Genomic DNA, 23,201 nt, shown 5'->3' with positions numbered 1-23,201 from the left:
CATTTCCGTCAGCAGGTGACGATGCTGCTCAGCTCGCCCTGCATGTCCTTGAGCCCGGCGTCGACGGTCTTCTCGCCCGCGAAGATGAGCTGCAGGTGGCGCAGGACGGTCGACTCGAAGGCGCTGTACTTCGCCGGCGCCGGGTACGGCACGAGCGTCGGGTACTTGTCGATGCTGTCGTAGAACAGGTCCGAGTTCGCGGGCGGCACGCCGACCTTGGAGATGGTCTGCGCGAGCGAGCGGCGCGAGGGGATCGAGTCGCCGGGCTTCTCGGGCGTGCCGACGTACTGCTTCTCGATGTCGGTGGAGACCGTGAACTTCTGGTACTCCCACGCGAGGTCCGGGTTCTTGGACGACTTGAGGATCGGGTAGCCGGCGCCGCCGAAGACCGTCTTGTAGGTGTCGCCCTTCGGGTACAGCTGGATGTCGAACGCCTTGAACCCGGGCAGCAGCGTGGCGATCGGCCAGCGGCCCGCGCCGAACATGGCGACCTGGCCGTTCTGGAAGCGGGTGAAGACATCGCTCATGGGCATCGGGGCCGGGGCGACGTTCTCCTTGATCAGGTTGTCGAGGAACGAGACGGCCTTGTTGACCTGCGGGGTGTCGGCCGTCGCCTTGCACACGTCGTCGCTGGTGAGGTTGCCGTTGGCGTTGGCCACCCACGGCATGATGCCGGGGAAGATCTCGTTGCTGGCCCAGGTGAAGCCGTAGCGGTCGGGCTTGCCGTCGCCGTTGGTGTCCGCGGTCAGCTTCTTGGCCGTGGCCTCGAAGTCGGCCCACGTCCAGTCGGCCTTCGGCGGCTCGACCCCGGCCGCCTTGAACACGTCGGTGTTGTAGTAGACGACCATGTCGTTCCAGCCGTAGGTCAGCGTGATGACGTCGCCCTTGACCGTGAAGCCGTCGATGAGGCCCTTGGCGATGTCCCCGGTGATCGTCTTGGCCTCGGCGTCGGACTCCAGGTACTTGTTGATGGGCTGGATCAGCTTGTTGGCGTGCACGAACTGGGCGCCCTCGCCGGAGATGACCATGAGGTCGGGGTGCTTGCCGGACGCGATGAGCGTCGCCACGTTCGCGTAGTAGGTGCCCCAGTTCTCGCCGGTGACGGGGGTGAGCGTCACCTTGGTGCCGGCGTGGGCGGCCATGAAGGCGTCGGCCGTGGCCTTGTTGCCGGCCTCGGCCGCCGGCCCGTAGTTCCAGTAGACGATCTCGAGCGACTTGCCGTCGCCCGACGAGCCGCCGGTGTCGTTGTTCGAGCAGCCCGCCAAGGGTGATACCGCGAGCGCGGCGGTCGCGCAGAGCAGCGCGATCTTGCGTAACGGGGTGTTCATGAGCCTGCGTCCCTCTCGGATTGGGAGGCGGTTGGGAGGCGGTGCGGTGGGCACAGTGAAGTCCAAGAAATCGATTTCGTCAAGGACTCCTCCAGACGCTCGACGAACATGCCCTGATCAGGGAACTTCCCAGCTGGTATCGATTGCAGTAGCCGCCCGATAGACCGGGGGTTACGGGGCCAGCTCCGCGCGCAGGACGATCGTGCGGCCCGGCTGGTTGTCGCCGCCGATGCGTTCGAGGAGCATCGTCGCGGCGGTGATGCCCAGGTGCCGGGCGGGCAGCCGGATCTGCACGACGGCCGGCGGGGTCAGGAACATGAACGGCAGCTCGCCGACGACCGCCAGGCCGAACGTGGCCGGGTCGACGCCGGCCTCCATGATCGCCTGGAGCGCGCCGACGCCCATGAGGTTGTTCGTGGTCAGGACCGCGTCCGGGGGCTCGGGCAGGGCGAGGAGGTGGCGCATGGCCGCGTGCCCGCCGTCGGCGCGGAAGTTCGCGTGCTGCAGGTAGGTGTCCGGCACCTTGGCCCGCCGCGAGGTCATCACCTGGCGCCAGCCCAGGAACCGGTCCTCGGTCGCCTCGATGCCGACGGGGCCCGCGATACAGGCGATGCGGCGGTACCCCGAGTCGAAGAGGGCCGTGGTCGCGGCGATGCCGGCCGCCCGGTTGTCGATCTTCACGGCGTCGACCGGATACGGCGTGGTCCGGTCCACGGCCACCACGGGGCGCCCGAGCGAGGCGATCGAACCGAGATCTGCCTCATCCGAGGCAGGTGCCAGGATCACGCCCGCCATCTGCTCGGACGCGGCGATCTGCAGGTATCGCAGCTCCTTGTCCGGGTCGTCGTCGGTGTTGCACAGGACCACCGAGAAGCCCGACGCCTGGGCCCGGTCCTCGACCCCGCGGGCCAGGGCCGTGAAGAACGGGTTCTCGATGTCGGGGATCAGCAGCGCGACCACCTCGGAGCTCTGCTTGCGCAGCCGGCGGGCGGTCTTGTTGGGCGTGAAGGCCAGCTTGGCGGCGGCGTCGCGCACGGCCCGCTGCTTCTCCGGCGAGACCGTGTTGCCGTTGAAGACCCGCGAGACCGTCGCGGGTGAGACGCCGGCGAGCGCCGCTACCTCGTAGATCGTGGCCATGAAACTGCACTGTAGGTCGTCTTGACAGTCCAGGTGCGAGGATCTACCTTCCGTGAAATCGATTTCATCACCGCTTCCGGAGGGGACCCGTGGTTTCGTACACCGGAGACGCGCGGCGCGCGGTGGCGTTCCCGCTCGGCGGGCTCGGCACCGGGCACGTGGCGCTGTGCGGCGACGGTGCGCTGCGGCAGTGGCAGCTCAACGGCCCGCCCAACCACTCGGGCCTGCTGCCGGACTCGTTCTTCGCCATCCGGGTCTCGTCCCTCGAACCGCCGGACGACGTCGTGCGCCTGCTGCGGGCCGCGCCCATCGCCCCGCACGAGCATCCGGCGGCCAACGTCTCCGACGCCGACGTCCCGGACGGGGACCGCGCGTGGCGCTGGCCCTTCGTCGCGGACACGACGTTTGAAGCGGCCTACCCGTTCGCCCGCGTCACCTACGCCGACCCGGCACTCCCGGTCGCGGTGCGGCTCGAGGCCCACACCCCGTTCGTCCCCCTCGACGCCGACGCCAGCGCGTTGCCGCTGGTGCGGTACCGCTTCACCATCCGCAACGACAGCGCCGAGTTCCGGCACGGGTTTCTGCTCGGCACGCTGCAGAACGCCGCCGGCTGGGACGGTGTCACCCCGATCAGCGGCACCCGCGGGGCCGGCTACGGCGGCAACGTCAACCGCCTCCTGCGCCGCCCCGGGCAGAGCGGCGTCGTCATGGACCATCCCGGACTCGACGAGGACGACCCGGGCGCCGGGGAGCTGCTGCTGTGGACCGACGCGCCCGCCGCCGTCCTGCCCCGCGCCCACGACGCCGACGCGCTCCTGCGCTTCGTCGAGACCCTGAAGCTCGTCGCCCCGACGCAGCTCGGCGACTACTCCGCGGCCGCCCTGCGCGAAGCGCTCCGGTACGGCGCCTCGCCGATGCGGGCGCCGGGCGGCCCGAGCCCGGCCGGGCACACCTGGGACGCCGGTGTCGCCGCGGCGTTCGCGCTCGCGCCGGAGGAGTCGACGACCGTCGACATCGTGCACGCCTGGTGGTTCCCGAACCGCTACGCCGACTTCGACCGCTTCGGGCCGCAGCACCACTACGGGCCGTCCCGGTTCTGGGTCGGCAACCACTACGCGACCCGGTTCGGGGGTGCGCTCGACGTGCTCGACGCGTACCTCGCCGACCGGGAGCGCCTGGACACCGCCTCCCGCGCGTGGGCCGAAGCGGTGGCGGCGAGCGATCTGCCGGTACCACTGCGGGAGACCATCGCTCTGCAGCCGGCGCTCGTGCGCTCACCGAGCATCTTCCGGGCCGCGGACGGGCGGACCTTCGCCTTCGAGGGGGCCCTCGGCGCGTCGACCCGCAACTGGAACGGCGACGCCGGCGGCTCCTGCCCGCTCAACTGCAACCACGTCCTGAACTACGAGCAGGCCCTCGCGCGGCTGTTCCCGGCGGTGGGGCGGGACATGCGGGAGACCGAGTTCCGGATGCAGGCTCCCGACGGGTCGATCCCGCACCGGGTCGTGCTGCCGCTGTACCTGCCGCAGCTGCACGGCGTCCCGATCGGCGGGCCCGAGAAGCCGGCCCTCGACGGGATGCTCGGCGCGGTGCTGAAGACGTATCGCAGCCTGTTGGACGGCGCCGGGCTGGACTGGCTGCGGGCGCAGTGGCCGTCGCTGGTGTCCCTGATGTCGTATGTTGCCGACAAGTGGGACAGCGGCGACGGGGTGCTGCGCGGGGAGCAGCCGGTGACCTATGACATCGCGCTGCACGGCCCGAACATGTTCGTCGGTGGGCTGTGGCTGGCCGCGCTGCGGGCGATGCGGGAGATGTCGCGGCGGCTCGGCGTCGACGAGGCCTATGGCGTCGTGTTCGAGCGCGCCTCGAAGGCCTACGACGAGCTGCTCTGGAACGGCGAGTTCTACGCGCAGCCGAGCACGGGGGAGGCCTACGACTTCGGGGCCGGGTGCCTGTCCGACCAGCTGCTCGGGCAGTGGTGGGCGCACGAGCTCGGGCTCGGCCACCTCCTGCCGCCGGAGCGGGTCCGCGGTGCGCTGCGGGCGATCGTGCGGTACAACCTGCGCAGTGGCTTCGAACAACACGGCTATCGGGAGTTCGCCGACGGCGCCGAGACCGGCCTGGTCGTGTGCTCGTGGCCGCACGGCGGGCGGCCGGCCGTCCCGCTGCGCTACTGCGACGAGGTGTGGACCGGGGTCGAGTATCAGGTCGCCGCGCACTGCTTCTACGAAGGCCTCGACGCCGAGGGCCTGGCCATCGTCGGCGGCGTCCGGGCCCGCTACGACGGCACCCGCCGCAACCCGTTCAACGAGGTCGAGTGCGGCGACCACTACGTCCGCGCCATGGCCGGCTGGTCGCTGCTGACCGCCTGGTCCGGAGTGCGCCACGACGCGGCGGCGGGGACGCGCACGGATGGTGCGCGCCCCGGCCGTTTTCCCTACGTCGGGGGTACTGCCTGGGGTGCCCTGACCGTCGCGGAAGACGGACGGGTCACGCTGTGAACCTGGGCGGGATCTCCTGCAGCATCCAGGTGTTGCCGTCCGGGTCCTCGAACGGCACGTACAGGATGCCGCCCATGTCCATGACCTCACCGGCGTCGACGCCGCGCTTGCCGAGGACTTCCCGGGCCTTCCGCACGTCGTCGACCACGAGGTGCAGTCCCCGCAGTACCCCCGGCGCGGTGTCCATCCCTGGAAGGTTCTCCGACAGCAGGATCGAGCACGCCGAGCCCGGTGGGGTCAGCTGCACGATCCGCGCGCCGTTGCCGGGGGAGATGTCGTGGTCGACGGTGAAGCCGAGCTTGCCGGCGTAGAAGGCCAGGGCGGCATCGACGTCGGCGACCGGGACCGGGACCAGCTCCAGGCGCATCGTGAACTGGCCGGCGAGGTATCCGTCGAGGTTCGCGTAGCCGGCGTCGAGGCCCTCGCGCATCCCGGACCGCACGGCGTTGTCGCGGGCCTCGGCCGAGACGTACGCGATGTGGGTCGTGATCCGGGTGCGGTTGTCGAGGGCGGTGAACGTGAGGGCGTTGCGGGTCGCGGGCCAGCCGCCGCTCCACTGTTCGGTGCTGACCAGCCGGCCGGGCCGCTCGACCGTCTCGAACGTGCCGGCGATCGTCAGCTCCTCGCCGGCGTCGTTCTGCCAGACGTACCGGAACGCGCCGCCCGCGCGCAGGTCGACCTCGCAGGTCGGCATCGTCCACCCGGGCGGGCCGAGCATCCAGTGCGGCAGGTGCTTGGGGCTCGTGTGCATGTCGAACACCAGCTCCGCGGGGGCGGCCACGACGCGCGTGATCCGCACGCCGGCGTCACCGTCCAGCTCGAAGCCGGTCACGCCCAATTCGTCACTCATCTTCGATCCCATCTTGAACAAGTTGCAGATATGCGTCCAGGCGCGCGTAGTTGGCGTCCCAGAACTGCCGGTACTCCTCGGCGAACGCGGCGACGGCCCGCAACGGTGCGGCCTCGAGCCGGCACGGCCGCCACTGCGCGTCGCGCCCGCGCGAGATGAGCCCGGCCTGTTCGAGCACCCGCAGGTGCTTGGACACGGCGGGCCCGCTCATCGCGAACGGCGCGGCCAGCTCCTTCACTGTCGCCTCTCCATCGGCGAGGCGGGCCAGAATCGCCCGCCGCGTCGGGTCGGCGAGGGCCGAGAAGGTCATACTCAGGTGATCGGTCACGTCCATGTACCTAACCAATCGGTTATCTAACCTGCCGGTTACTTAAGCAGGTCGCAGCGTCCGCAGTCAAGAGGAGCCGTCCGTGCGCGTCGACGTCGTGCCTACCCCGGACGGTCCGCTGCGCGTGTCGGACGGCCGGCTCGTCGACGCCGGCACGGGCGTCCTGCGCGGTGTCTGGGCCCCGGCCGTGCGGGCCTCGGTCGCATTGCCCGGCGGCCGCACGCTCCTGCTCGCCGCCGGGGCCGCGGGCCCCCGCCGCTTCGACCTGGCCGCGGGGGAGGAGCTGCCGCCGGTCACCGATCCGGCGGAGGTCTGGGACGTGGCGGCGGCCGGCACCGTGCTCGCCGGCGCCGGCCCGACGGGCCTGCACCGCTGGGACGCCGGCACCGGCCGCCGCCTCGGCCCGGTCGCGCTGCTCGGCCCGCCGTTGCGCGCGATCACCGCGGTACCCCGCCCCGGCGGCGGCATCACCCTGATCGCCTGCGACGCGACCACCCTCTACCGGTGGGACGCGACGACCGGCGCGTCACTCCTGCCGCCGCAGCCGACCGCGGCGACGTCCCTGACCGGCCTGGCCCCGGCCCCGTCGCTGCGTCCGGCGCTGATCGGCTACGACGCGTCCGGCGTGGAGCACCGCTGGGACATTGATTGACGCTGCTACCGTCCCGGCCATGACCGAACCGGGGGAGCTGGAAGCCGTCGCGCTCGACATCGCGCGCACGGAACTGGGCGTGGAAGTGCAGCTGCAGGCCGCGGCCGCGCACGCGCTCGACCTGCGGGCGGTGGCCGTGTTCTTCGGGGCGTCGACCGCCGGGGGCCTGGCCGGGCAAGCGTTCAACGCGTTGACCGGCGCCGCGGCGTTCTTCGCCTTCGCGGCCGTGCTCGCCGCGGTGGCCGGGATGGTGACGGCCGTCCGCGCGTTCGTGCCCCGGGTCGAGTCGGGCCTGGCGCCGGGCGCCTTCCGGCGGGTCGAGCCCGGCCAGAGCGCGGCGGACCTGCACACCCGCGCGTTCAACCGGCGGTACGAGGACTACGCGCGCAACGCTGGGCTGCTGCGCACGAAGGTCGAGCGGGTCAAGTCCGCCTTCGCCGTGACCGTCACCGCCGCCGCGCTCCTGCTCATCGTCGGCGTCATCGCCTGGCTGTGGTAAGTCCGGCCAGGGTGGCCGCCGTGGCCTGGTCCCAGACCGGGCCGGCGGTGTCCTCGCCGCCGAGCACGCCCCGCAGCTCCAGCGACGCCAGCCCGTGCACCAGGGCCAGGAGGTGCCGCCCGACGGTGAACTCGTCGCGGCCCGGGAACAGCCCCAGCTCCAGGGCCCGGCGGATGGTGGACAGGACCCGGTCGAAGCTCGCGTAGACCAGCCGGAACACCGGGTCGTCCGGGTCGGCGTCGGCGTGGACCTGGGCCATGAACAGGTCGTAGAGCTGCCGCTTCTCCAGCGCGGCGGCCCGGAAGCCGGCGATCAGCCGGCGCAGCTCGGCGAGCGGGTCGGGCAGCTCCGGCACCGCCGCGTGGTGGCGGCGCATGGTCTCGGCGACATCCGAGGACAGCTCCCGCAGCAGCCCGTCCTTGTCGCCGAAGAGGCTGTAGACGGCCCGGGTCGTCGTCCCCACGGCGTCCGCGACCCGCCGGACCGAGACCGCCGCCGCACCTTCCGCGTGCACGATCTCCCCCGCGGCGGCGAGCAGTGCCGCGCGGGTGTCCGCGCCGTGTTCCCGGGGCCGACCCATGCTTGCCACCTTATCGTGACGCTGTTACGTTACGGCGTATCAAAACGACGATGTTCGACGTGATAGTGGTCGGGGCCCGCCCGGCCGGCGCGGCGACCGCGCTGCTCCTGGCCCGCGCCGGCGTGCGGGTCCTGCTCGTGGACCGGGCCCGGTTCCCCAGCGACACGCTGTCCACCCACCAGATCCAGCCGCAGGGCGTGGCGCTGCTGCGCCGGTGGGGACTCCTCGAGCCGCTGCTCGCCGCCGGGGCGCCACTGGTGCGCGCGGCCCGCTTCGACCCCGGCCGGGTGCGGCTCGAGGGCACCTATCCGGGCCCGGACGGCGTCCTGAGCCCGCGCCGCACGGTGCTCGACGCGCTCCTGGTCGCCGCGGCCCGGACCGCCGGGGCCGAGGTGTGGGAAGGATTCACCGTCGGCGGGCTGCTCCACGCCGACGGCCGGGTGTACGGGGTCGAGGGCGCGCCGCGGGGCGGCGGGGCGGCCGTCGCCGTGACCGCGGCCTTCGTGGTCGGGGCGGACGGAAAGCACTCCACCGTCGCCGAAGCGGTCCGAGCCCGCGCGTACCGGACCCGGCCGGCGACGTCGGGGGCCTTCTACGCCTACGTCGACGGACTGGACCTGCGGTGCGGGGAGATCCATGCGCGGCCGGACCGGCTCGGCTCGGCGTGGCCTACCAACGACGGCCTGTCCGTCGCGTTCCTGTCGGTGCCTCGGGCCCGTTTCGCGGAGGTGCGGGAGCGCGGTCGCCCGGCCGGGTTGACCGCGGGGTCGGCGGCCGGGTTGGCCGCCGGGTCTGCGGCTGGGTTCGCGTCCGGGTTCGCCGGGCTGGGTGACCTTGGCGAACGGATCGCGGCCGGGCGGCTGGCCGAGCACGTCCGGGCGACCGTCGACCTGCCCAATACGTTCCGGGTGCCGTACGGGCCGGGGTGGGCCCTCGCCGGGGATGCCGGGCTGGTCATGGACCCGATCACCGGGCAGGGGATCGCCAACGCTCTGCGCGACGCCTCCGCTCTGGCCGCTGCCCTTGTCGGCGGCCTTGGCGGGAGCGGGCCGCTGTCGGCCGCGCTGGCTCTCTATCACCGCGGGCGGGATCGGGAGCGCCGGGCGATGTATCGGCTCACGACGGGGCTGGCCGCGTTCGGCCCGGACCGGGTGGGGCGGCTTCTGTACCCGGCGATCGCCGACGACCCGGCCGAGGTCACCCGCTTCCTGGGCGTTCTGGGCGGCGTAGTGCCCGCGGGCCCGTACTTCGGGCCGGCCAACCTGCTGCGGCTCGCCCTACGTAGCCCCCGCAAAGCGCGCGCATCCCCCGTCGGGCGATAAATCCGATATGTCGAGCGGAGCGTGGCGCGGAGCGCCCGACATATCGGCAATGGTCGCCGGCTGCCCGGGCCGATACCGTGCCCCGCCGCCGGGCCGCGCAGGCGGTGTCGAGGTCCCGGGCGAGCGGCTCCATCGACCAGGCGTCCCCGGCGACGTGGTGCACGACCACGGTGATGACGTGGACGTCCGGATTCCACGACGGTGACCGGGGGGTGCGGCGGGCCGGGCGGGGCGATGCGCTGCCGAGCACCGTCCGGAGTGTCCTGCACGGTGGTGCGCAGGGCTTCGTGCCGGTCGACGACGTCGCCGAACGCGGCCCGCAGCGCCGAGGTGTCGAGCACGCCGGTCGCCCGCTGGCCGAACGACAGGGGACGGCGGCCGGCCGCTGGCGGCGCGCAACGGCGGGCGGTCGGCCCCGGCGGCCGCGGCCGTGGTGAGCCGCTCGGCGATACCGGCGACGGTGGGCGCCTCGAACAGCGCCCGGACGGGCAGCTCGACGCCGAACTCGGCGCGGACCCGGCCGACGAGGCGGATGGCGAGCAGCGAGTGCCCGCCGAGGCCGCGGACCCAGCGGGCACGGTCGCCGGAGTTCTAGAGCCGGGCCCCGCCGCCGCGGGGGTCGGGGACGAACCGCTCGGCGGTCAGCGCGGGCGCGCCGAGGTAGCCGCGGGCCGCGGCGGCGCCGCCGATGTGCAGCGGGCCGGGGACGCGGGCGGGGTCAGCTCGGCGCGTTCGTCGAGGACGGCGACGTCGGCGCCCGAGCAGGGACCGCCGTCAGAGGATTGCGGCGGACTCGGCGGGGAGGGTCAGGGAGTCGGATTGGAGGACTGCGGCCTCGTCGGTGGTGAGGAGGAAGCAGTCGGCGTTCAAGGGGATCGTGCGCGGGTCGGCGGTCAGGTTGGCTACCACTGTGCGGTCGCCTCGGCGGATGAGCAGGACGCCGTCGTCGTGGATCACGTGGACCTGGTCCAGGCGGGGGTCGGACAGGCCCTCGTGCTGCCTGCGGAGCGTGATCAGGCGGCGGTACAGGTCCAGCAGGTCCCGGTCCTGGGCGGCCCAGTCCAGGTGGGAGCGGGTGAAGGTCTCCGGGTCCTGGGGGTCGGGGACGTCCTCGGACGACCAGCCGTGCTCGGCGAACTCCTCGCGGCGGCCCTTGCCGACGGCGGCGGCCAGGTCCGGCTCCGGGTGGCTGGTGAAGAACTGCCACGGGGTGCGGGCGCCGAACTCCTCGCCCATGAAGAGCATCGGGGTGAACGGGGACGTCAGCAGCAGGGTGGCGCCTACCCGCAGGAGGCCCACAGACAACGTGGCGGTCAGGCGGTCGCCTACGGCGCGGTTGCCGATCTGGTCGTGGTTCTGCAGGCAGACGACGAAACGGTACCCGGGGATGCGAGCACGGTCGATCGGACGGCCGTGGACGCGGCGGCGGAAGGAGCTCCAGGTGCCGGCGTGGAAGAAGGCCTGCTCCCACACCGTCTTGAAGCACTCCTGGGAGCCGAAGTCGCCGTAGTAGCCCTGGCGTTCGCCGGTCAGCATCGCGTGCAGCGCGTGGTGGACGTCGTCGTCCCACTGGGCGTGCAGGCCGTAGCCGCCGGCCTCGCGGGCGGTGATCAGCTTGGCGTCGTTCAGGTCCGACTCGGCGATCAGGGTGAGCGGGCGGCCGAGGGCCGTGGACAGGGCGTCGACCTCGACGCTCAGCTGCTCCAGGAGGTGGGTGGCGCCCCGGTCGACGAGGGCGTGGACGGCGTCCAGGCGCAGGCCGTCGCAGTGGTAGTCGCGCAGCCACTGCAGCGCGCTGTCGATGATGAACCGGCGCACCTCGCCGCTGTCGGCCTCGTCGAGGTTCAGGGAGCGGCCCCACGTGTTGGCGCCCGCGGACAGGTACGGGCCGAACTGCGGGGTGTAGGCGCCGGACGGGCCGAAGTGGTTGTAGACGGCGTCGATGAGCACGCCGATCCCGGCCCGGTGGGCGGCGTCGACGAAGCGCTTCAGGCCGTCGGGGCCGCCGTAGCTCTCCTGGACGGCGTGCCAGCCGACGCCGTCGTAGCCCCAGTTGTGCTCGCCGTTGAAGGTGTTCACCGGGAGCAGCTCGACCAGGTCGACACCCAGCTCCCGCAGGTACGGCAGCCGCTCGATCGCCCCGTCGAACGTGCCCGACGGCGTGAACGTGCCCACGTGCAGCTCGTAGATGACGCTCCCGGCGAGCTGGCGGCCCGTCCACGCGCCGTCGCCCCAGGCGTAGCGGTCGTGGTCGTAGACCCGGCTCCGGCCGTGCACGCCGTCGGGCTGCCAGCGGGACCGCGGGTCGGGCCGCTCCGGCTCCTCGTCGAGGGCGAAGCCGTAGTCGGTGCCGTGGCCGGCGCCGGGGTCCTGCGCGGTCCACCACTGGCCGTCGGCCACCATCGGGATCGCATTGGTACCGCTGTGCAGCACGACACGGCGCGCGGAAGGCGCCCAGACACGGAAGTCCATGGTGCTCGGTCAGCCCTTCACGAGGAGCGCGACGGGGTAGGTGGCGAGGATGTCGCCGAGGGCCGCGGACGGCACACCGCGCCCGGTGAGCGCGTCGGTCCACGTGCCTTCGGGCAGCCGCAGGGCCGTGTCGCGCCAGCCGCCCGCGGCGGCCAGGGCGACGGGGAGGCGGGTCGCTACCGTGAGCGCCCCGCCGCGGTCGAACGCGACGACGTGCCCCGCGGCCGGGCCGCTCGCGGTGACCGGTTCGTAGCCGCCGAAGAGCTCGGGGCGGTCCCGGCGCAGCCGCAGGGCGCGGCTGACGACGAGGAGCTTGGCCGCGCCGGACACGTCGACCGGCGGCAGCGGCTGCTGTGCGGCGGCCGCGGCGTCGATGGCGGCGAGCAGGTCGAGGCGTTCGGCGAAGTCGACCGGTCGGCGGTTGTCGGGGTCGACGAGGGAGTTCTCCCACAGTTCGGTGCCCTGGTACACGTCCGGCACGCCCGGCATCGTGAGCTGGACGAGCTTCTGGCCCAGCGCGTTGCTCCAGCCGAAGGGGGTGATCCGGGCCGCGAACTCGTGCACCGAGTGGCGCAGGTCGGGGTTGTCGAAGACCCGTTCGAGGTTGGCGTTCACGGCCGCCTCGAACGCCTCGTCGGGCTGATCCCAGCTCGTCGACCGGTTGGCTTCGCGGGCCGCTTTCTGGAAGTACCCCCGCAGCCGCTCCTGCTCGATCGGCCAGGCACCGGCGATGGTCTGCCAGAACAGCGCCTCGAAGGACGGATCGTCAAGGGGCGCGGTCTCGCGCCAGGTCGCGACCGCGGCCGCCCACTCGGCCGGGATCTCGCTGAGGACCGCGAGCCGGGCCCGGACGTCCTCGCCGCGTTTCGTGTCGTGCGTGGAGAGCGTGGTCATGCTGGCCGGCCAGTCGCGCAGCCGGCGGGCCTGGGCCGCGTGGAACTCCTCGGGTTCGACGCCGACGCGGCTGGGGTCGCCGCCGACTTCGTTGAGGGCGATGAGGCGGTTCCAGCGGTACATCGCGGTGTCCTCGACGCCCTTGGCCATGACCGCGCCGGTGAGCTGCTGGAACCGCTGCGCCAGTTCGTCGCCCGGGTCACGCAGCCGCAGTACCAAATCCGCCGGCACTTCGGTTTTGGTCTTGGCCAGGGCTTCGTCCAGGTGCTCCTCGCCGTAGGGCAGGTATGTCCGATACACCGGGAAGTTGGCCGCCAATTCCGACAAGGCCGATTTGTCGCCGCCGAGGCGCGCCAGGCGGTTGAGCTCGGCGCCGAACAAGCGCTTGGTCACATCCAGCTTCTGGGCGTACGCCTCGTCCGGCCACGACACATCCGGCTTTTCGGGAAATGTCGGGTCCACGAACAGGCCGCACACCTCGCCCAGCGCGTCGTAACCCGAGGTGCCGTCGACCGGCCAGTGCCGGGGCAGCGGCTCGCTCGCCTCCAGGATCTTCTCGACCACCAGCCACCGGCCCGGGGTGCGCTCGCGGAGGCGGGTGAAGTAGCCCTCCGGGTCGCGCAGGCCGTCGGGGTGGTCGACCCGGATGCCGTCGACCAGGCCCTCGCGGACCCAGCGGAAGATCTCGGCGTGGGTGGCCTCGAACACGGCCGGGTCCTCGATGCGCAGCCCGGCCAGCTCGGTGACGGCGAAGAACCGGCGATAGTTGAGCCGCTCGTTGCCCTCCCGCCAGTAGGTGAGGCGGTAGTGCTGCCGCTCGTGGACCTCCTGCGGCGTGCCGCCCTCGGTGCCGGGCGCGATCGGGAAGCGGTGCTCGTAGTACCGCAGCTCGCCGTGGCCCAGCGAGAGGTCGTCGAGCGCGGGCGAGCCCAGGACCGGCACGACGATCGGGCCGGCGTCCCAGTCGATGTCGAACCAGCCGGCGTACTCGCTGCCCCGGCCGTGCTTGAGGACGTCCCACCACATGGGGTTGGCCGACGGCTGGAACAGGCCCATGTGGTTGGGCACGATGTCGACGACCAGGCCGAGGCCGTTGTCCCGGAGCGCACCGACCAGGCGGTCGAGGGCCGCCGCGCCGCCCAGCTCGGGGTTGACGACCCGGGGGTCGACGACGTCGTAGCCGTGCGGCGAGCCGGGCGTCGCGGCCAGCAGCGGCGCCGAGTACAGGTGGCTGACGCCGAGCGTGTGGAGGTACCCGGAAAGGCTCGCGGTCGCGTCCAGGCCGAAGTCCGGGCGCACCTGGACCCGGTAGGTCCCCGTGGGCGTGCTCATACCGTGCGGTCCAGGACGACGAGGGAGCGGTCCGGGACCGTGATCGTCCCGCCGGCGGTGTAGCTGACACCGTCGCGGGCCGGGCCCGTCGCCGTCGCGATCACCAGCTCCCACTCCTTGCCGAACTCCTGCGGCGGAATCGAGAACTCCAGCGGCTCGTAGTGCGCGTTGAAGCACAGCAGGAACGAGTCGTCGACGTGGCGCTCACCGTGCGAGCCGCGCTCGGTGATGCTCTCGCCGTTGACGAACAGCATCAGCGCCTTGCCGAAGTGGTTGTCCCAGTCCTCCTCGCTCATCTGCCGCCCGTCGGTGGCGAACCAGGCGACGTCCGGGATCGGGGTGCCCTCGGCCCGGGCGACCGGCCGGCCGGTGAAGAACCGGCGGCGGCGGAACACCCGATGGCGCTCCCGGAACAGCGCCAGCCCGCGGGCGAACGCCAGGAGCTGCTCGTCGACGTTGTCCCAGTCGACCCAGCTGATGTCGTTGTCCTGGCAGTAGGCGTTGTTGTTACCGCCCTGGGTCCGGCCGAGCTCGTCACCGGCGCAGATCATCGGCACGCCCTGCGACAGCATCAACGTCGTGAGGAAGTTGCGGCGCTGCTTCGCCCGCAGCGAGTGGATCGCCGAGTCGTCGGTCGGGCCCTCGACGCCGCAGTTCCACGACCGGTTGTGGCTCTCACCGTCGCGGTTGTCCTCGGTGTTGGCCTCGTTGTGCTTGTCGTTGTAGGAGACGAGGTCGTTGAGCGTGAACCCGTCGTGGCAGGTGACGAAGTTGATGCTGGCGAACGGGCGCCGGCCGTCGTCCTGGTAGAGGTCGGCCGAGCCGGTGATCCGGGACGCGAACTCGCCGAGCGTCGCCGGCTCGCCGCGCCAGAAGTCGCGGACGGTGTCGCGGAACCGCCCGTTCCACTCCGTCCACAGCGGCGGGAAGTTGCCGACCTGGTAGCCGCCGGGCCCGACGTCCCACGGCTCGGCGATCAGCTTCACCTGGTTGACGACCGGGTCCTGCTGCACGACCTCGAAGAACGTCGACAGGCGGTCGACGTCGTAGAACTCCCGGGCCAGGGTCGAGGCCAGGTCGAAGCGGAACCCGTCGACCCGCATCTCGGTCACCCAGTAGCGCAGCGAGTCCATGATGAGCTGCAAGGTGTGCGGGTTGCGCACGTTGAGGCTGTTACCGGTACCCGTGTAATCCGTGTAGTAGCGGTTGTCCTCGTCCTCGAGTTTGTAGTAGTGGCCGTTGTCGATGCCCTTGAATGACAGCGTCGGGCCGAGGTGGTTGCCCTCCGCGGTGTGGTTGTAGACGACGTCGAGGATGACCTCGATGCCGGCCGCGTGCATCGCCTTGACCATCCCGCGGAACTCCTGGACCTGCTGGCCGCGGTGCCGCCGGGCGTAGCCGTGGTAGGGGGCGAAGAACCCGATCGTGTTGTAGCCCCAGTAGTTGGACAGCCCCAGCTCGACCAGGCGCTGGTCGTGCACGAAGTGGTGCACCGGGAGCAGCTCGATCGCGGTGATCCCGAGCCGCTTCAGGTGCTCGACGATCGCCGGGTGCCCGATGCCGGCGTAGGTGCCGCGCAGCTCCTCCGGGACCTCCGGGTGGCGCATCGTGAGCCCGCGCACGTGGGCCTCGTAGACCACCGTGTGGTGGTACGGCACGCGCGGGGCGGCGTCGTTGCCCCAGTCGAAGTACGGGTTGACCACGACCGCCTTCGGCATGAACGGCGCCGAGTCGGCCTCGCTCATCTGCTCGGGGTCGTTGAAGTCGTAGCCGTAGACCGCCGGGTCCCAGCTGATGTCGCCGTCGATCGCCTTCGCGTAGGGGTCCAGCAGCAGCTTGTTCGGGTTGCAGCGCAGACCTCGGGCCGGGTCGTAGGGGCCGTGGACGCGGAAGCCGTATCGCTGCCCCGGCTCGACCCCCGGCAGGTAGGCGTGCCACACGAACGCGTCCACCTCGACCAGCCGGATGCGTTCCTCCGTGTCGCCGTCGTCGAAGAGGCACAGCTCCACGGACTCGGCCACCTCGCTGAATATCGCGAAGTTCGTGCCCTGTCCGTCGTAGGTCGCACCCAATGGGTACCGGTTGCCCGGCCACACCTGCATGCTCGCTCCTGCTCCTCTATCGCTGCGCACCGTCGTACAACGGCGCCGTCATTGCCACCACGTTACGTGCGTCGAAAGTTCACGCACGGATACGCCCGAAGCTGGCTGCCATATGCCCCGCGCACCCAATAATGAATCGTGCTCGTCCGCGCGTCGGATTTCCGACACGGTCGGCGGATGAATCTCCGGCGAATTCAGCCGTGGCGCGTGTTTGAAACGAGGGGGAACAGATCATAGTTGGGCACATGCCCCCCGGATCGGTGATGACCTTCGGCCCGCATGCCTGCACCACCCCGGCCGGCTTCGAAGGGGAGTGGCTCGTCACCGACGGCCTCGGGGGTTACGCGACCGGCACGATCGCGGGCCTGCGCACCCGTCGCTACCACGCGCTCCTCGTCACCCCCACCCGTCAGGTGGCCCTCGCCGCTCTGGATCCGGTGCTCCGTCTACCCGGCGGCGTCGAGCACCGCCTCGCGGTCCATGAGTGGGGCTCGGGCTCGCTCGATCCCCAGGGCCACCACTTCCTCGAATCCTTCGAGATCATCGAGGGGGTACCGCGCTGGCGGTGGCGCTTCGGCGAGTACGTCCTCGAGCGCGAGGTCGCGATGGTCCACGGCCGCAACGCCGTCGCCGTCGTGCACCGCCTCGTCGCCGCACCGCCCGGCGCCTCGGTCCGGCTGTCGCTGACCGCCCTGTGCACGTGGCGCGACGCCGACGGCGAGCGGTTCGCCGAGCTGGATTTTTCGGACTTTTCCGATTTTTACGATCTGTCCGGACCGGGCTTCGTCCCGATCGGGGAGTGGTACCTCGACGCGTACTACCGCGAGGAGGCCGCCCGCGGGCTCAACCCCGTCGAGGATCTCTGGGCCGCCGGAATGTTCGCCGCCGACCTGCGCGCGGGTGAGACGCTGACCGTGACCGCCCGGTCCGATCTCGCCGACGAGACCCCGCTGCCCGACGGGCCCGCGATCGTCGAGGCGGCCCGGCGCCGGGCCCGCAAGCTCATCCGCCAGGCCGGCGCCCGCGGCGTCACCGACAAGCTGCTCACCCTCGCTGCCGACGCCTTCATCATCGACCGCAACGGCACCCCCGACGTCGTCGCCGGATATCCGTGGTTCGGCAGCTACCCGCGCGACACCATGACCGCCTACGAGGGCCTGTTCCTCCACACGAACCGCGCCGCCGAGGGGCGGCGGCTTCTGCTGTTTTGGGGGGATCTCGGCACCCGCATGCGCGAGGCTGCATTGGGTGACTGCGACAGCCCGCTCTGGTACATCCACGCCGTCGACCGGCACATCGCGCACACCGGCGACGACAGTCTCGCCGCCGAGCTGCTGCCCGCCGTCGAGGGCGTCATCGCGGCGTACACCAAGGGCACCGCGGACGGCGTCACCGTCGACCCGCTCGACGGACTCCTGGCGCTGGATGCCGATCACGCCGGCGGCACCTGGATGAACGCCCGCCTGCCGCGCGGCCCCGTCACCCCGCGCGACGGCAAACCGGTCGAGCTCAACGCCCTGTGGGCCAACGCCCTGGGCGTGCTCGCCGCCCTGCGGGAGCGCTGCGGGCGCGACGCGTCCGTCGTGCACACCCGCCGCGACGCCGTGCGGGCCCAGTTCGTGAAGCGCTTCCGGGCCCCCGACGGCTGGCTCTACGACGTCGTCGACGCCGGCCCCGCGCCCTACCCGAAGGGCGGCTCCGGCGTCCACGACGACTCGGTGCTGCGCCCCAACCAGCTCCTCGCGTTCAGCCTGCCCTACGCCCCGGCCGCGGACGAGACCCGGCTGCGCGACGACGTGCTGCGGGCCGTGGGGGAGAGCCTGCTCACGCCGCTGGGGCTGCGCACGCTCGGGCCGGGCGAGTACGGGTACCTTGGGGGCCACCGCGGCGGCGTCGTCGCCCGGGACACGGCATATCACCAGGGCACGGTGTGGCCGTGGTGGCTCGGTCCATACTCCGACTCGATGTGCGCCGCCGGCCGGCCGGTGGACGCGCTGCCCCCCGCCCTTGAGGGACATTTGGGCGAGTACGGTCTCGGCTCGGTCAGCGAGATCGCGGAGGGTGACGCGCCCTACCGCCCGACGGGAGCGCCGTTCTCCGCCCGCTCGGTCGCCGCGCTGCTGCACGCCCGCACGGTCATCAGGCAAAACTGCAATCTGCAAGCTGCACAAGCACCCCAAACCGGAAAACTGAAATTGGCCCGCGAAGCCGCTCCGCGGAAGCGTCGGAACGCGCTACGGTGACAGTCGGCGACGAGAGGTATCCGCTATGCGCGTATTGATGATCGCCTGGGACTTCCCTACGAGTGACGTGATAGCCGCCCGCGAGGGCCGCATCGCCGCTCTTTCGTCCGCCTTGGCCGCTCTGGGCCACGACGTCACCGTCGTCACCCGCGACGGTGCGCTCGACGGCTCGTTCGGCAAGGTCCGGGTCGTCTGCGCCGACCCGCTCGCCGAGTTCGACGACACCGACCTCGGCCACACCATGGCCGTCAACCACCTCCTGGCCGAGGCCGCGATCCGCACCGCCCCGCCCGGCGGCTACGACGTCATCCACGCCCACGACTGGCTCGTCACCCACGCCGCGGTCACGCTCAAGGAACACTTCGGCATCCCGTTCGTCGCCGCCCTCCAGGCCACCGAGGCCGGCCGCCACCAGGGCTACGTCGCCGGCGCGACCAGCCGCTCGGTGCACTCCGTCGAATGGTGGCTCGGCTCCGAGGCCTGCCGCGTCATCGTCCCCACCGAATACCTGCGCTGGGAGGTCCAGCACCTCTTCGACGTCCCCGCCGAGCGCGTCGACGTCGTCCCCAGCGGCATCGACCCCGACGTGTGGACCGCCGGACCCCGCGCCGTCCTGCAGGCCCGGCTCCGCTTCGCCGGCGAGGGCCCGCTGCTCGTCTACGCCGGCCGCCTCATCGCCGAGAAGGGCGTCCAGGACCTCCTCGCCGCCATGCCCGCGATCCGCGAACGCCACCCCGGCACCCGCGCCGTCGTCGCCGGCGACGGCCCCTACCGCGGCGCCCTGATCGAAGAGGCCCGCCGCCTCAAACTGCACCGCGCCGTCTCCTTCCCCGGCACCCTGGACCAGCCGACCCTGGCCGCCGTCCTCGCCGCCGCCGACGCGTTCGTCATGCCGAGCCGCTACGAGCCGACCGGCACCGTCGCCCTCGAAGCCGCCGCGTCCGGCGCCGCCCTGGTCGTCGCCTCCACCGGCGGCCTGGCCGCGATCGTCGAACACGGCGTCACCGGCATCCGCTTCCCCGCCGGCGACCCCGACGGCCTCGCCGACGCCGTCGGCGCGCTGCTGCAGGACCCGATGTTCGCACAGACCCTCGCCACCCGCGCCCGCGCCATGGCCCGCGAACGCCACTCCTGGCACGCCATCGCCGCCCGCACCGCCGCCGTCTACGGCGCCGCGATCGACGAGTCCCCGGCCTTCGAGGCCCGCCGCCGCGCCACCGTCCTCGGCAACGGCCTCCCCGTCGTCCTCGTCCCGCCCGGCAACCTCCTGGCCGACCCGCCCCGCGTCCCCGTCGGCGAACGCCCGGCCAGCCTGATCCGCGCCGCCGCCGAAGAGGCCGCCTGGCAGGCCGGCGCCGACGCGGCCCGCGCCGCCCTGGCCGCCGAGGGCGGCCTGTGGTCGGAGGCCGCGGCCCGCGAGGCCGCCGACCGCGACGCCGCCGCCCGGGCCGCCGCCGCCCCGTTCGACGTGGTCATGGCCGCGGTGGAGCGCCGCTGACGACCTGACAGTTCTCCCCGACCCCGGCCCGGCGCCTTGCTCTGGGCCGGCGTGCGTGTGGCGGTTGCGCGACGCGGTTGTCGCGGGACGCCTGTTTTGCGGAATGCGTTTGCTCGCGGCTGGCGTGCCGGTCACGTGGGCGCTGGGCGTTACGACGGGTCGGTGGTGAAGGTGTCCCAGGCGGCCATCGCGCACGTGATGACCGTTTCGAGCTCGGCGCGGGTGGCGCCGTCGCGGGCCTGGATCGACAGGCCCTGGACGACGGTCGTGTAGTAGCGGGCCACCGCGTCGAGCTTCGCCGCCGGCGCGGTCAGGTCGCCGTCTTGCGCGCCGCGGGCCAGCCGGTCCCGGATCGCCGCCCGCTGGCCCCGGCGGCGCTCGGCCAGGAACTCGCGGACCTCATGGTTCTCGACCGCACCGACCGGGGCGGCCAGGATCAGCATGCAGTAGTGCGGCGTGTCGGCCCCGGTGACCTGGTCCGCGGTCGCCCGCAGCATCGCGTGGATCGCGCCCCGGGCCGTCGGCTCCTCGCGCAGGGCCCGCCGCGGCGGCTCGCCCGCGGTCGCCCCGTACAGGGCCATGACCTGGCGGAACAGCTCCTCCTTGGTGCCGAAGCAGGCGTAGATGCTGCCCGCGGCGACCCCCATCGCCTTGGCCAGGTCCTGCAGCGACGTCCCCTCGTACCCACGCTCCCAGAACAGGTCCAGGGCCTGGCGCAGCGCGATGTCCGGGTCGAACGTCCGCGGCCGGCCGCGAGCGCCCATCTCGATCGCCCCCCGTTTGTTGGTCGCCTGACCAACTTTATCTTGACCGCCGCCCGCTCCGGCTGCCATGGTTTGTTGGTCGTTCGATAAACAAATCTCGCACCCCGAGGAGCCGCCCATGCGCGCCCTGCAGCAGACGTCCCTGAACGGTCCTCAAGACCTGCGCCTGATCACCGACGCGCCCACGCCGCACCCCGGCCCGGGCGAGATCCTGATCCGGGTCACCGCCGCCGGGGTCAACTTCGTCGACATCTCGCAGGCCCGCGGCACGTTCGCCGGTGGACCGAAGCCCCCGTACGTGGCCGGCATCGAAGCCGCCGGCGAGATCGTCGCCATCGGCCCGGACGCGTCCGGTCCCCCGGCCGGCCCGAATGTCCCCGGGCTCGCCGTCGGCGCTCACGTCATCGGCGCCAGCATCGGCGGGGGAGCGTTCGCCGAACACCTCGTGCTGCCCGCGGCCGCCGCCGTGCCGCTCCCGGCGGGCTGGACCGGCGAGCAGGCCCTCGGCCTCGTGGTGAGCTGGCCGACGGCCTTGGCCGCGCTGAAGCCGCTCGGTGGCCTCACCGCCGGTCAGACTGTGCTGATTCAAGCCGCTGCGGGGGGTACCGGTCAGGCCGCGCTCGCCATGGCCAAGCACTACGGCGCCACCGTCCTGGCCGCCGCGTCCCCCGGCAAGCACGAGGTGCTGCGGGCCCTGGGCGCCGATCACGTCCTCGACGCCCGCGGCCAGGACCTGGCGGCCGAGGTTCTGGAGCTGACCGGCGGGGCGGGCGTGGATCTGGTGCTCGAGTCGGCCGGCGGCGCGATGCTGGAGGCGAGCCTGGCGGCGGCGAAGCGGGTGACGGGCCGGGTGGTCGTCTACGGCACGGCCGGGGGTACGGCGCCGATCACCAACTGGGACCTCGTCTACAAACACCAGGTGCAGCTCGTCGGCCTCAACATCGGCACCCTGATCCGGGCCACGCCGCACATCTTCGGCGAGGTCATGGCCGAACTGTTCGCCTTGCTGGCGGCCGGCGTGCTCCAGCCCGGCCACCCCACCACGTACGCCCTCGCCGACGGCCCGAAAGCCCTCGCCGAACTCGAGTCCCGCAACACCGTCGGCAAGCTGGCCCTCCGGCCCTGAAAGCGCCCTCCGCATCAGCCCGACGTGCGGCCGGCTCGGTCCAAGCCCACTCCCTTGCATCGGCGTCTCGGTCATGGATTCGACTCGCGCCCGGTGCGGTGGCGCAATCGTGTCCGGCCGGCTTCCGCGGGGCGGCGGTGAGCTGAGGCCGGGCCGGTTCCCGTGCGGCGGTGGCTCGGTCGTGCGGCGGCTGGTCGCTTGCGGGCTTGGCTTGTGCGGCTTGTGCGGCTTGCGAGGTCGGTTCGCTTGAGGTGGGTTCGCTTGAGGTCGGTTCGCTTGAGGTGGGTTTGCTTGAGGTGGGTTCGCTGGCCGCGTCGACTGTCGCCGACGACACCTTGCGTTGACACGAACTTAGTTCGTCAAGTAGAACTTAGTTCGTCAACATGGAACTTAGTTCGTCAGCGGGGAGTGAACATCGATGACGACTCCGGTCGCGGTTGTGGGGGCGGGGCTCGGCGGGCTCACCCTCGCTCGGGTGTTGCAGCGCCACGGTGTGCCCGTCACCGTGTATGACCTGGATGCGTCTTCGGGGGCGCGGGCGCAGGGCGGGCAGCTCGACCTCCACGAGCACAACGGCCAGCTCGCGCTGGAGATCGCCGGGCTGACCGACGAGTACCGGGCGATCATTCACCGCGGTGGCGGGGCGCGGCGGATTCTCGACCCGCAGGGGGCGGTGCTCGCCGAGGTGCCCGACAACGACTCCCTGGCCCGGCCGGAGGCGCTGCGCGGGGACATCCGGCGGATCCTGCTGGAGTCCCTGGCGCCCGGGACCGTGCAGTGGGGCAAGAAGCTGCGATCGGCGACACCCCTCGGCGGTGGGCGGCACGAGCTCGCGTTCGCGGACGGTTCGACGGTCGTGTCCGAGCTCCTCGTCGGCGCGGACGGGGCCTGGTCCAAGGTTCGCGCGCTCGTGTCGGACGAGCAGCCGGTGTACGCCGGGATGAGCTACGTCGACACCTACCTGCACGACGTCGACAACCGGCACCCGGAGGCGGCCAAGGCGGTCGGCAGTGGTGCCATGTACGCCCTCACCCCCGGCAAGGGTTTCCTGGCGCACCGCGAGGCCGGCGACGTCATCCACACCTACGTCGTGTTCTTCCGCCCGGTCGAGTGGTTCGCCGGCATCGACTTCACCGACGCCGCGGCGGCGAAGCGGCGGATCGCGGCCGAGTTCGAAGGGTGGGCCCCCGAGCTCGTCGCCCTGATCACCGCCGGCGAGACCGGCCCGGTCCTGCGCAGCATCCACCGCCTGCCCGACCGGCACCGCTGGGCCCGCGTCCCCGGCGTCACCCTCCTCGGCGACGCCGCCCACGTGACGTTGCCCGGCGGCGAGGGTGCGAACACGGCGATGCTCGACGGCGCCGAGCTCGGCCTGGCGATCGCCGCGAACCCCGGCGCCCCCGAGACCGCCCTGGCCGCCTACGAAGCGGTGATGTTCGAACGCGCCGAGACCGAGGCCATCGCCGCCCACCGGACTATCGACATCGTCTTCGGCGCCCGCGCACCGTACGGCTTCATCGAACTGCTCAACAACGCCGCTCCGCGCCCGGCTTGAGCGCCCGCTTGTGCGCGC

The 23,201-nt window shown here is 72.2% G+C and carries 18 protein-coding genes and 1 pseudogene; 9 read left to right on the top strand and 10 right to left on the bottom strand.

Features of this window, described 5'->3' with window-relative positions:
* Nucleotides 1-8: 8 nt before the first annotated feature.
* Nucleotides 9-1,328, bottom strand: a complete 1,320-nt coding sequence (locus ACIA8L_RS23770) for an ABC transporter substrate-binding protein (RefSeq protein WP_395907954.1) — start codon at nt 1,326-1,328, stop codon at nt 9-11.
* A gap of 171 nt (nt 1,329-1,499) precedes the next feature.
* Entirely contained in the window at nt 1,500-2,465 is a 966-nt protein-coding gene (locus ACIA8L_RS23765) for a LacI family DNA-binding transcriptional regulator (RefSeq protein ID WP_395907952.1), read from the bottom strand.
* A gap of 89 nt (nt 2,466-2,554) precedes the next feature.
* On the opposite strand from ACIA8L_RS23765, the gene ACIA8L_RS23760 reads away from it, so the two are divergent.
* On the top strand, nt 2,555-4,966 hold the full coding sequence (locus ACIA8L_RS23760) for a GH116 family glycosyl hydrolase (protein ID WP_395907950.1): 2,412 nt from the start codon (nt 2,555-2,557) through the stop codon (nt 4,964-4,966).
* Here ACIA8L_RS23760 and ACIA8L_RS23755 read toward each other — a convergent pair.
* Both ACIA8L_RS23755 and ACIA8L_RS23750 read right to left on the bottom strand, forming a co-directional pair.
* Nucleotides 4,956-5,816 (bottom strand): SRPBCC domain-containing protein, encoded by an 861-nt coding sequence (locus ACIA8L_RS23755; protein WP_395907948.1) that lies wholly within the window; start codon nt 5,814-5,816, stop codon nt 4,956-4,958. The genes ACIA8L_RS23760 and ACIA8L_RS23755 overlap by 11 nt on opposite strands.
* A complete protein-coding gene (locus ACIA8L_RS23750) occupies nt 5,809-6,150 on the bottom strand; it encodes an ArsR/SmtB family transcription factor (RefSeq protein WP_395907946.1) in 342 nt (113 codons plus the stop codon). Before ACIA8L_RS23750 ends, ACIA8L_RS23755 begins: the two co-directional genes overlap by 8 nt.
* A gap of 76 nt (nt 6,151-6,226) precedes the next feature.
* Here ACIA8L_RS23750 and ACIA8L_RS23745 point away from each other — a divergent pair, with 76 nt between their 5' ends.
* Together ACIA8L_RS23745 and ACIA8L_RS23740 are read left to right on the top strand one after the other, a co-directional pair.
* Nucleotides 6,227-6,796 carry a hypothetical protein gene (locus ACIA8L_RS23745; protein WP_395907944.1) on the top strand — a complete coding sequence of 190 codons (570 nt, stop codon included), beginning with the start codon at nt 6,227-6,229 and terminating at the stop codon, nt 6,794-6,796.
* A gap of 19 nt (nt 6,797-6,815) precedes the next feature.
* Entirely contained in the window at nt 6,816-7,295 is a 480-nt protein-coding gene (locus ACIA8L_RS23740) for a hypothetical protein (protein WP_395907942.1), read from the top strand.
* On the opposite strand, the gene ACIA8L_RS23735 is transcribed toward ACIA8L_RS23740, so the two are convergent.
* Nucleotides 7,276-7,875, bottom strand: a complete 600-nt coding sequence (locus ACIA8L_RS23735; RefSeq protein WP_395907940.1) for a TetR/AcrR family transcriptional regulator — start codon at nt 7,873-7,875, stop codon at nt 7,276-7,278. The two genes, ACIA8L_RS23740 and ACIA8L_RS23735, sit on opposite strands and share 20 nt — an antisense overlap.
* 50 nt (nt 7,876-7,925) lie before the next feature.
* Here ACIA8L_RS23735 and ACIA8L_RS23730 point away from each other — a divergent pair, with 50 nt between their 5' ends.
* On the top strand, nt 7,926-9,197 hold the full coding sequence (locus ACIA8L_RS23730; protein WP_395907938.1) for an NAD(P)/FAD-dependent oxidoreductase: 1,272 nt from the start codon (nt 7,926-7,928) through the stop codon (nt 9,195-9,197).
* A gap of 77 nt (nt 9,198-9,274) precedes the next feature.
* Complete coding sequence (locus ACIA8L_RS23725; protein ID WP_395907936.1) at nt 9,275-9,634, top strand: hypothetical protein; 360 nt, start codon at nt 9,275-9,277, stop codon at nt 9,632-9,634.
* 10 nt (nt 9,635-9,644) lie between these two features.
* Here ACIA8L_RS23725 and ACIA8L_RS23720 read toward each other — a convergent pair.
* The 4 genes and pseudogenes from ACIA8L_RS23720 to glgX form a co-directional block, all read right to left on the bottom strand.
* A pseudogene (locus tag ACIA8L_RS23720) lies at nt 9,645-9,746 on the bottom strand (acyl carrier protein); the annotation flags it as partial.
* A 225-nt stretch (nt 9,747-9,971) separates the two neighbouring features.
* Nucleotides 9,972-11,669, bottom strand: a complete 1,698-nt coding sequence (treZ, locus tag ACIA8L_RS23715; protein ID WP_395907934.1) for a malto-oligosyltrehalose trehalohydrolase — start codon at nt 11,667-11,669, stop codon at nt 9,972-9,974.
* Nucleotides 11,670-11,678: 9 nt separating this feature from the next.
* Entirely contained in the window at nt 11,679-13,895 is a 2,217-nt protein-coding gene (treY, locus tag ACIA8L_RS23710) for a malto-oligosyltrehalose synthase (RefSeq protein ID WP_395907932.1), read from the bottom strand.
* Nucleotides 13,892-15,997 carry a glycogen debranching protein GlgX gene (glgX, locus tag ACIA8L_RS23705; protein WP_395907930.1) on the bottom strand — a complete coding sequence of 702 codons (2,106 nt, stop codon included), beginning with the start codon at nt 15,995-15,997 and terminating at the stop codon, nt 13,892-13,894. The genes treY and glgX overlap by 4 nt, the downstream gene beginning before the upstream one ends.
* A gap of 245 nt (nt 15,998-16,242) precedes the next feature.
* On the opposite strand from glgX, the gene ACIA8L_RS23700 reads away from it, so the two are divergent.
* Together ACIA8L_RS23700 and ACIA8L_RS23695 are read left to right on the top strand one after the other, a co-directional pair.
* Nucleotides 16,243-18,240 (top strand): amylo-alpha-1,6-glucosidase, encoded by a 1,998-nt coding sequence (locus ACIA8L_RS23700; RefSeq protein WP_395907928.1) that lies wholly within the window; start codon nt 16,243-16,245, stop codon nt 18,238-18,240.
* A 25-nt stretch (nt 18,241-18,265) separates the two neighbouring features.
* Nucleotides 18,266-19,738 carry a glycosyltransferase family 4 protein gene (locus ACIA8L_RS23695; RefSeq protein WP_395907926.1) on the top strand — a complete coding sequence of 491 codons (1,473 nt, stop codon included), beginning with the start codon at nt 18,266-18,268 and terminating at the stop codon, nt 19,736-19,738.
* 149 nt (nt 19,739-19,887) lie between these two features.
* On the opposite strand, the gene ACIA8L_RS23690 is transcribed toward ACIA8L_RS23695, so the two are convergent.
* Nucleotides 19,888-20,502, bottom strand: a complete 615-nt coding sequence (locus tag ACIA8L_RS23690; protein ID WP_395907924.1) for a TetR/AcrR family transcriptional regulator — start codon at nt 20,500-20,502, stop codon at nt 19,888-19,890.
* 118 nt (nt 20,503-20,620) lie between these two features.
* On the opposite strand from ACIA8L_RS23690, the gene ACIA8L_RS23685 reads away from it, so the two are divergent.
* Together ACIA8L_RS23685 and ACIA8L_RS23680 are read left to right on the top strand one after the other, a co-directional pair.
* Nucleotides 20,621-21,628, top strand: a complete 1,008-nt coding sequence (locus ACIA8L_RS23685; RefSeq protein ID WP_395907922.1) for a zinc-binding dehydrogenase — start codon at nt 20,621-20,623, stop codon at nt 21,626-21,628.
* A 418-nt stretch (nt 21,629-22,046) separates the two neighbouring features.
* Nucleotides 22,047-23,183: an FAD-dependent oxidoreductase gene (locus tag ACIA8L_RS23680; RefSeq protein ID WP_395907920.1), complete on the top strand. Its 1,137-nt coding sequence runs from the start codon at nt 22,047-22,049 to the stop codon at nt 23,181-23,183.
* Nucleotides 23,184-23,201 lie beyond the last annotated feature (18 nt).

Source organism: Dactylosporangium sp. NPDC051541 (genome assembly GCF_044454505.1).
Taxonomy (GTDB): Bacteria; Actinomycetota; Actinomycetes; order Mycobacteriales; family Micromonosporaceae; genus Dactylosporangium.
The sequence above is the reverse complement of the archived record's forward strand: the minus strand, read 5'-3'. Positions and strand labels throughout refer to the sequence as shown.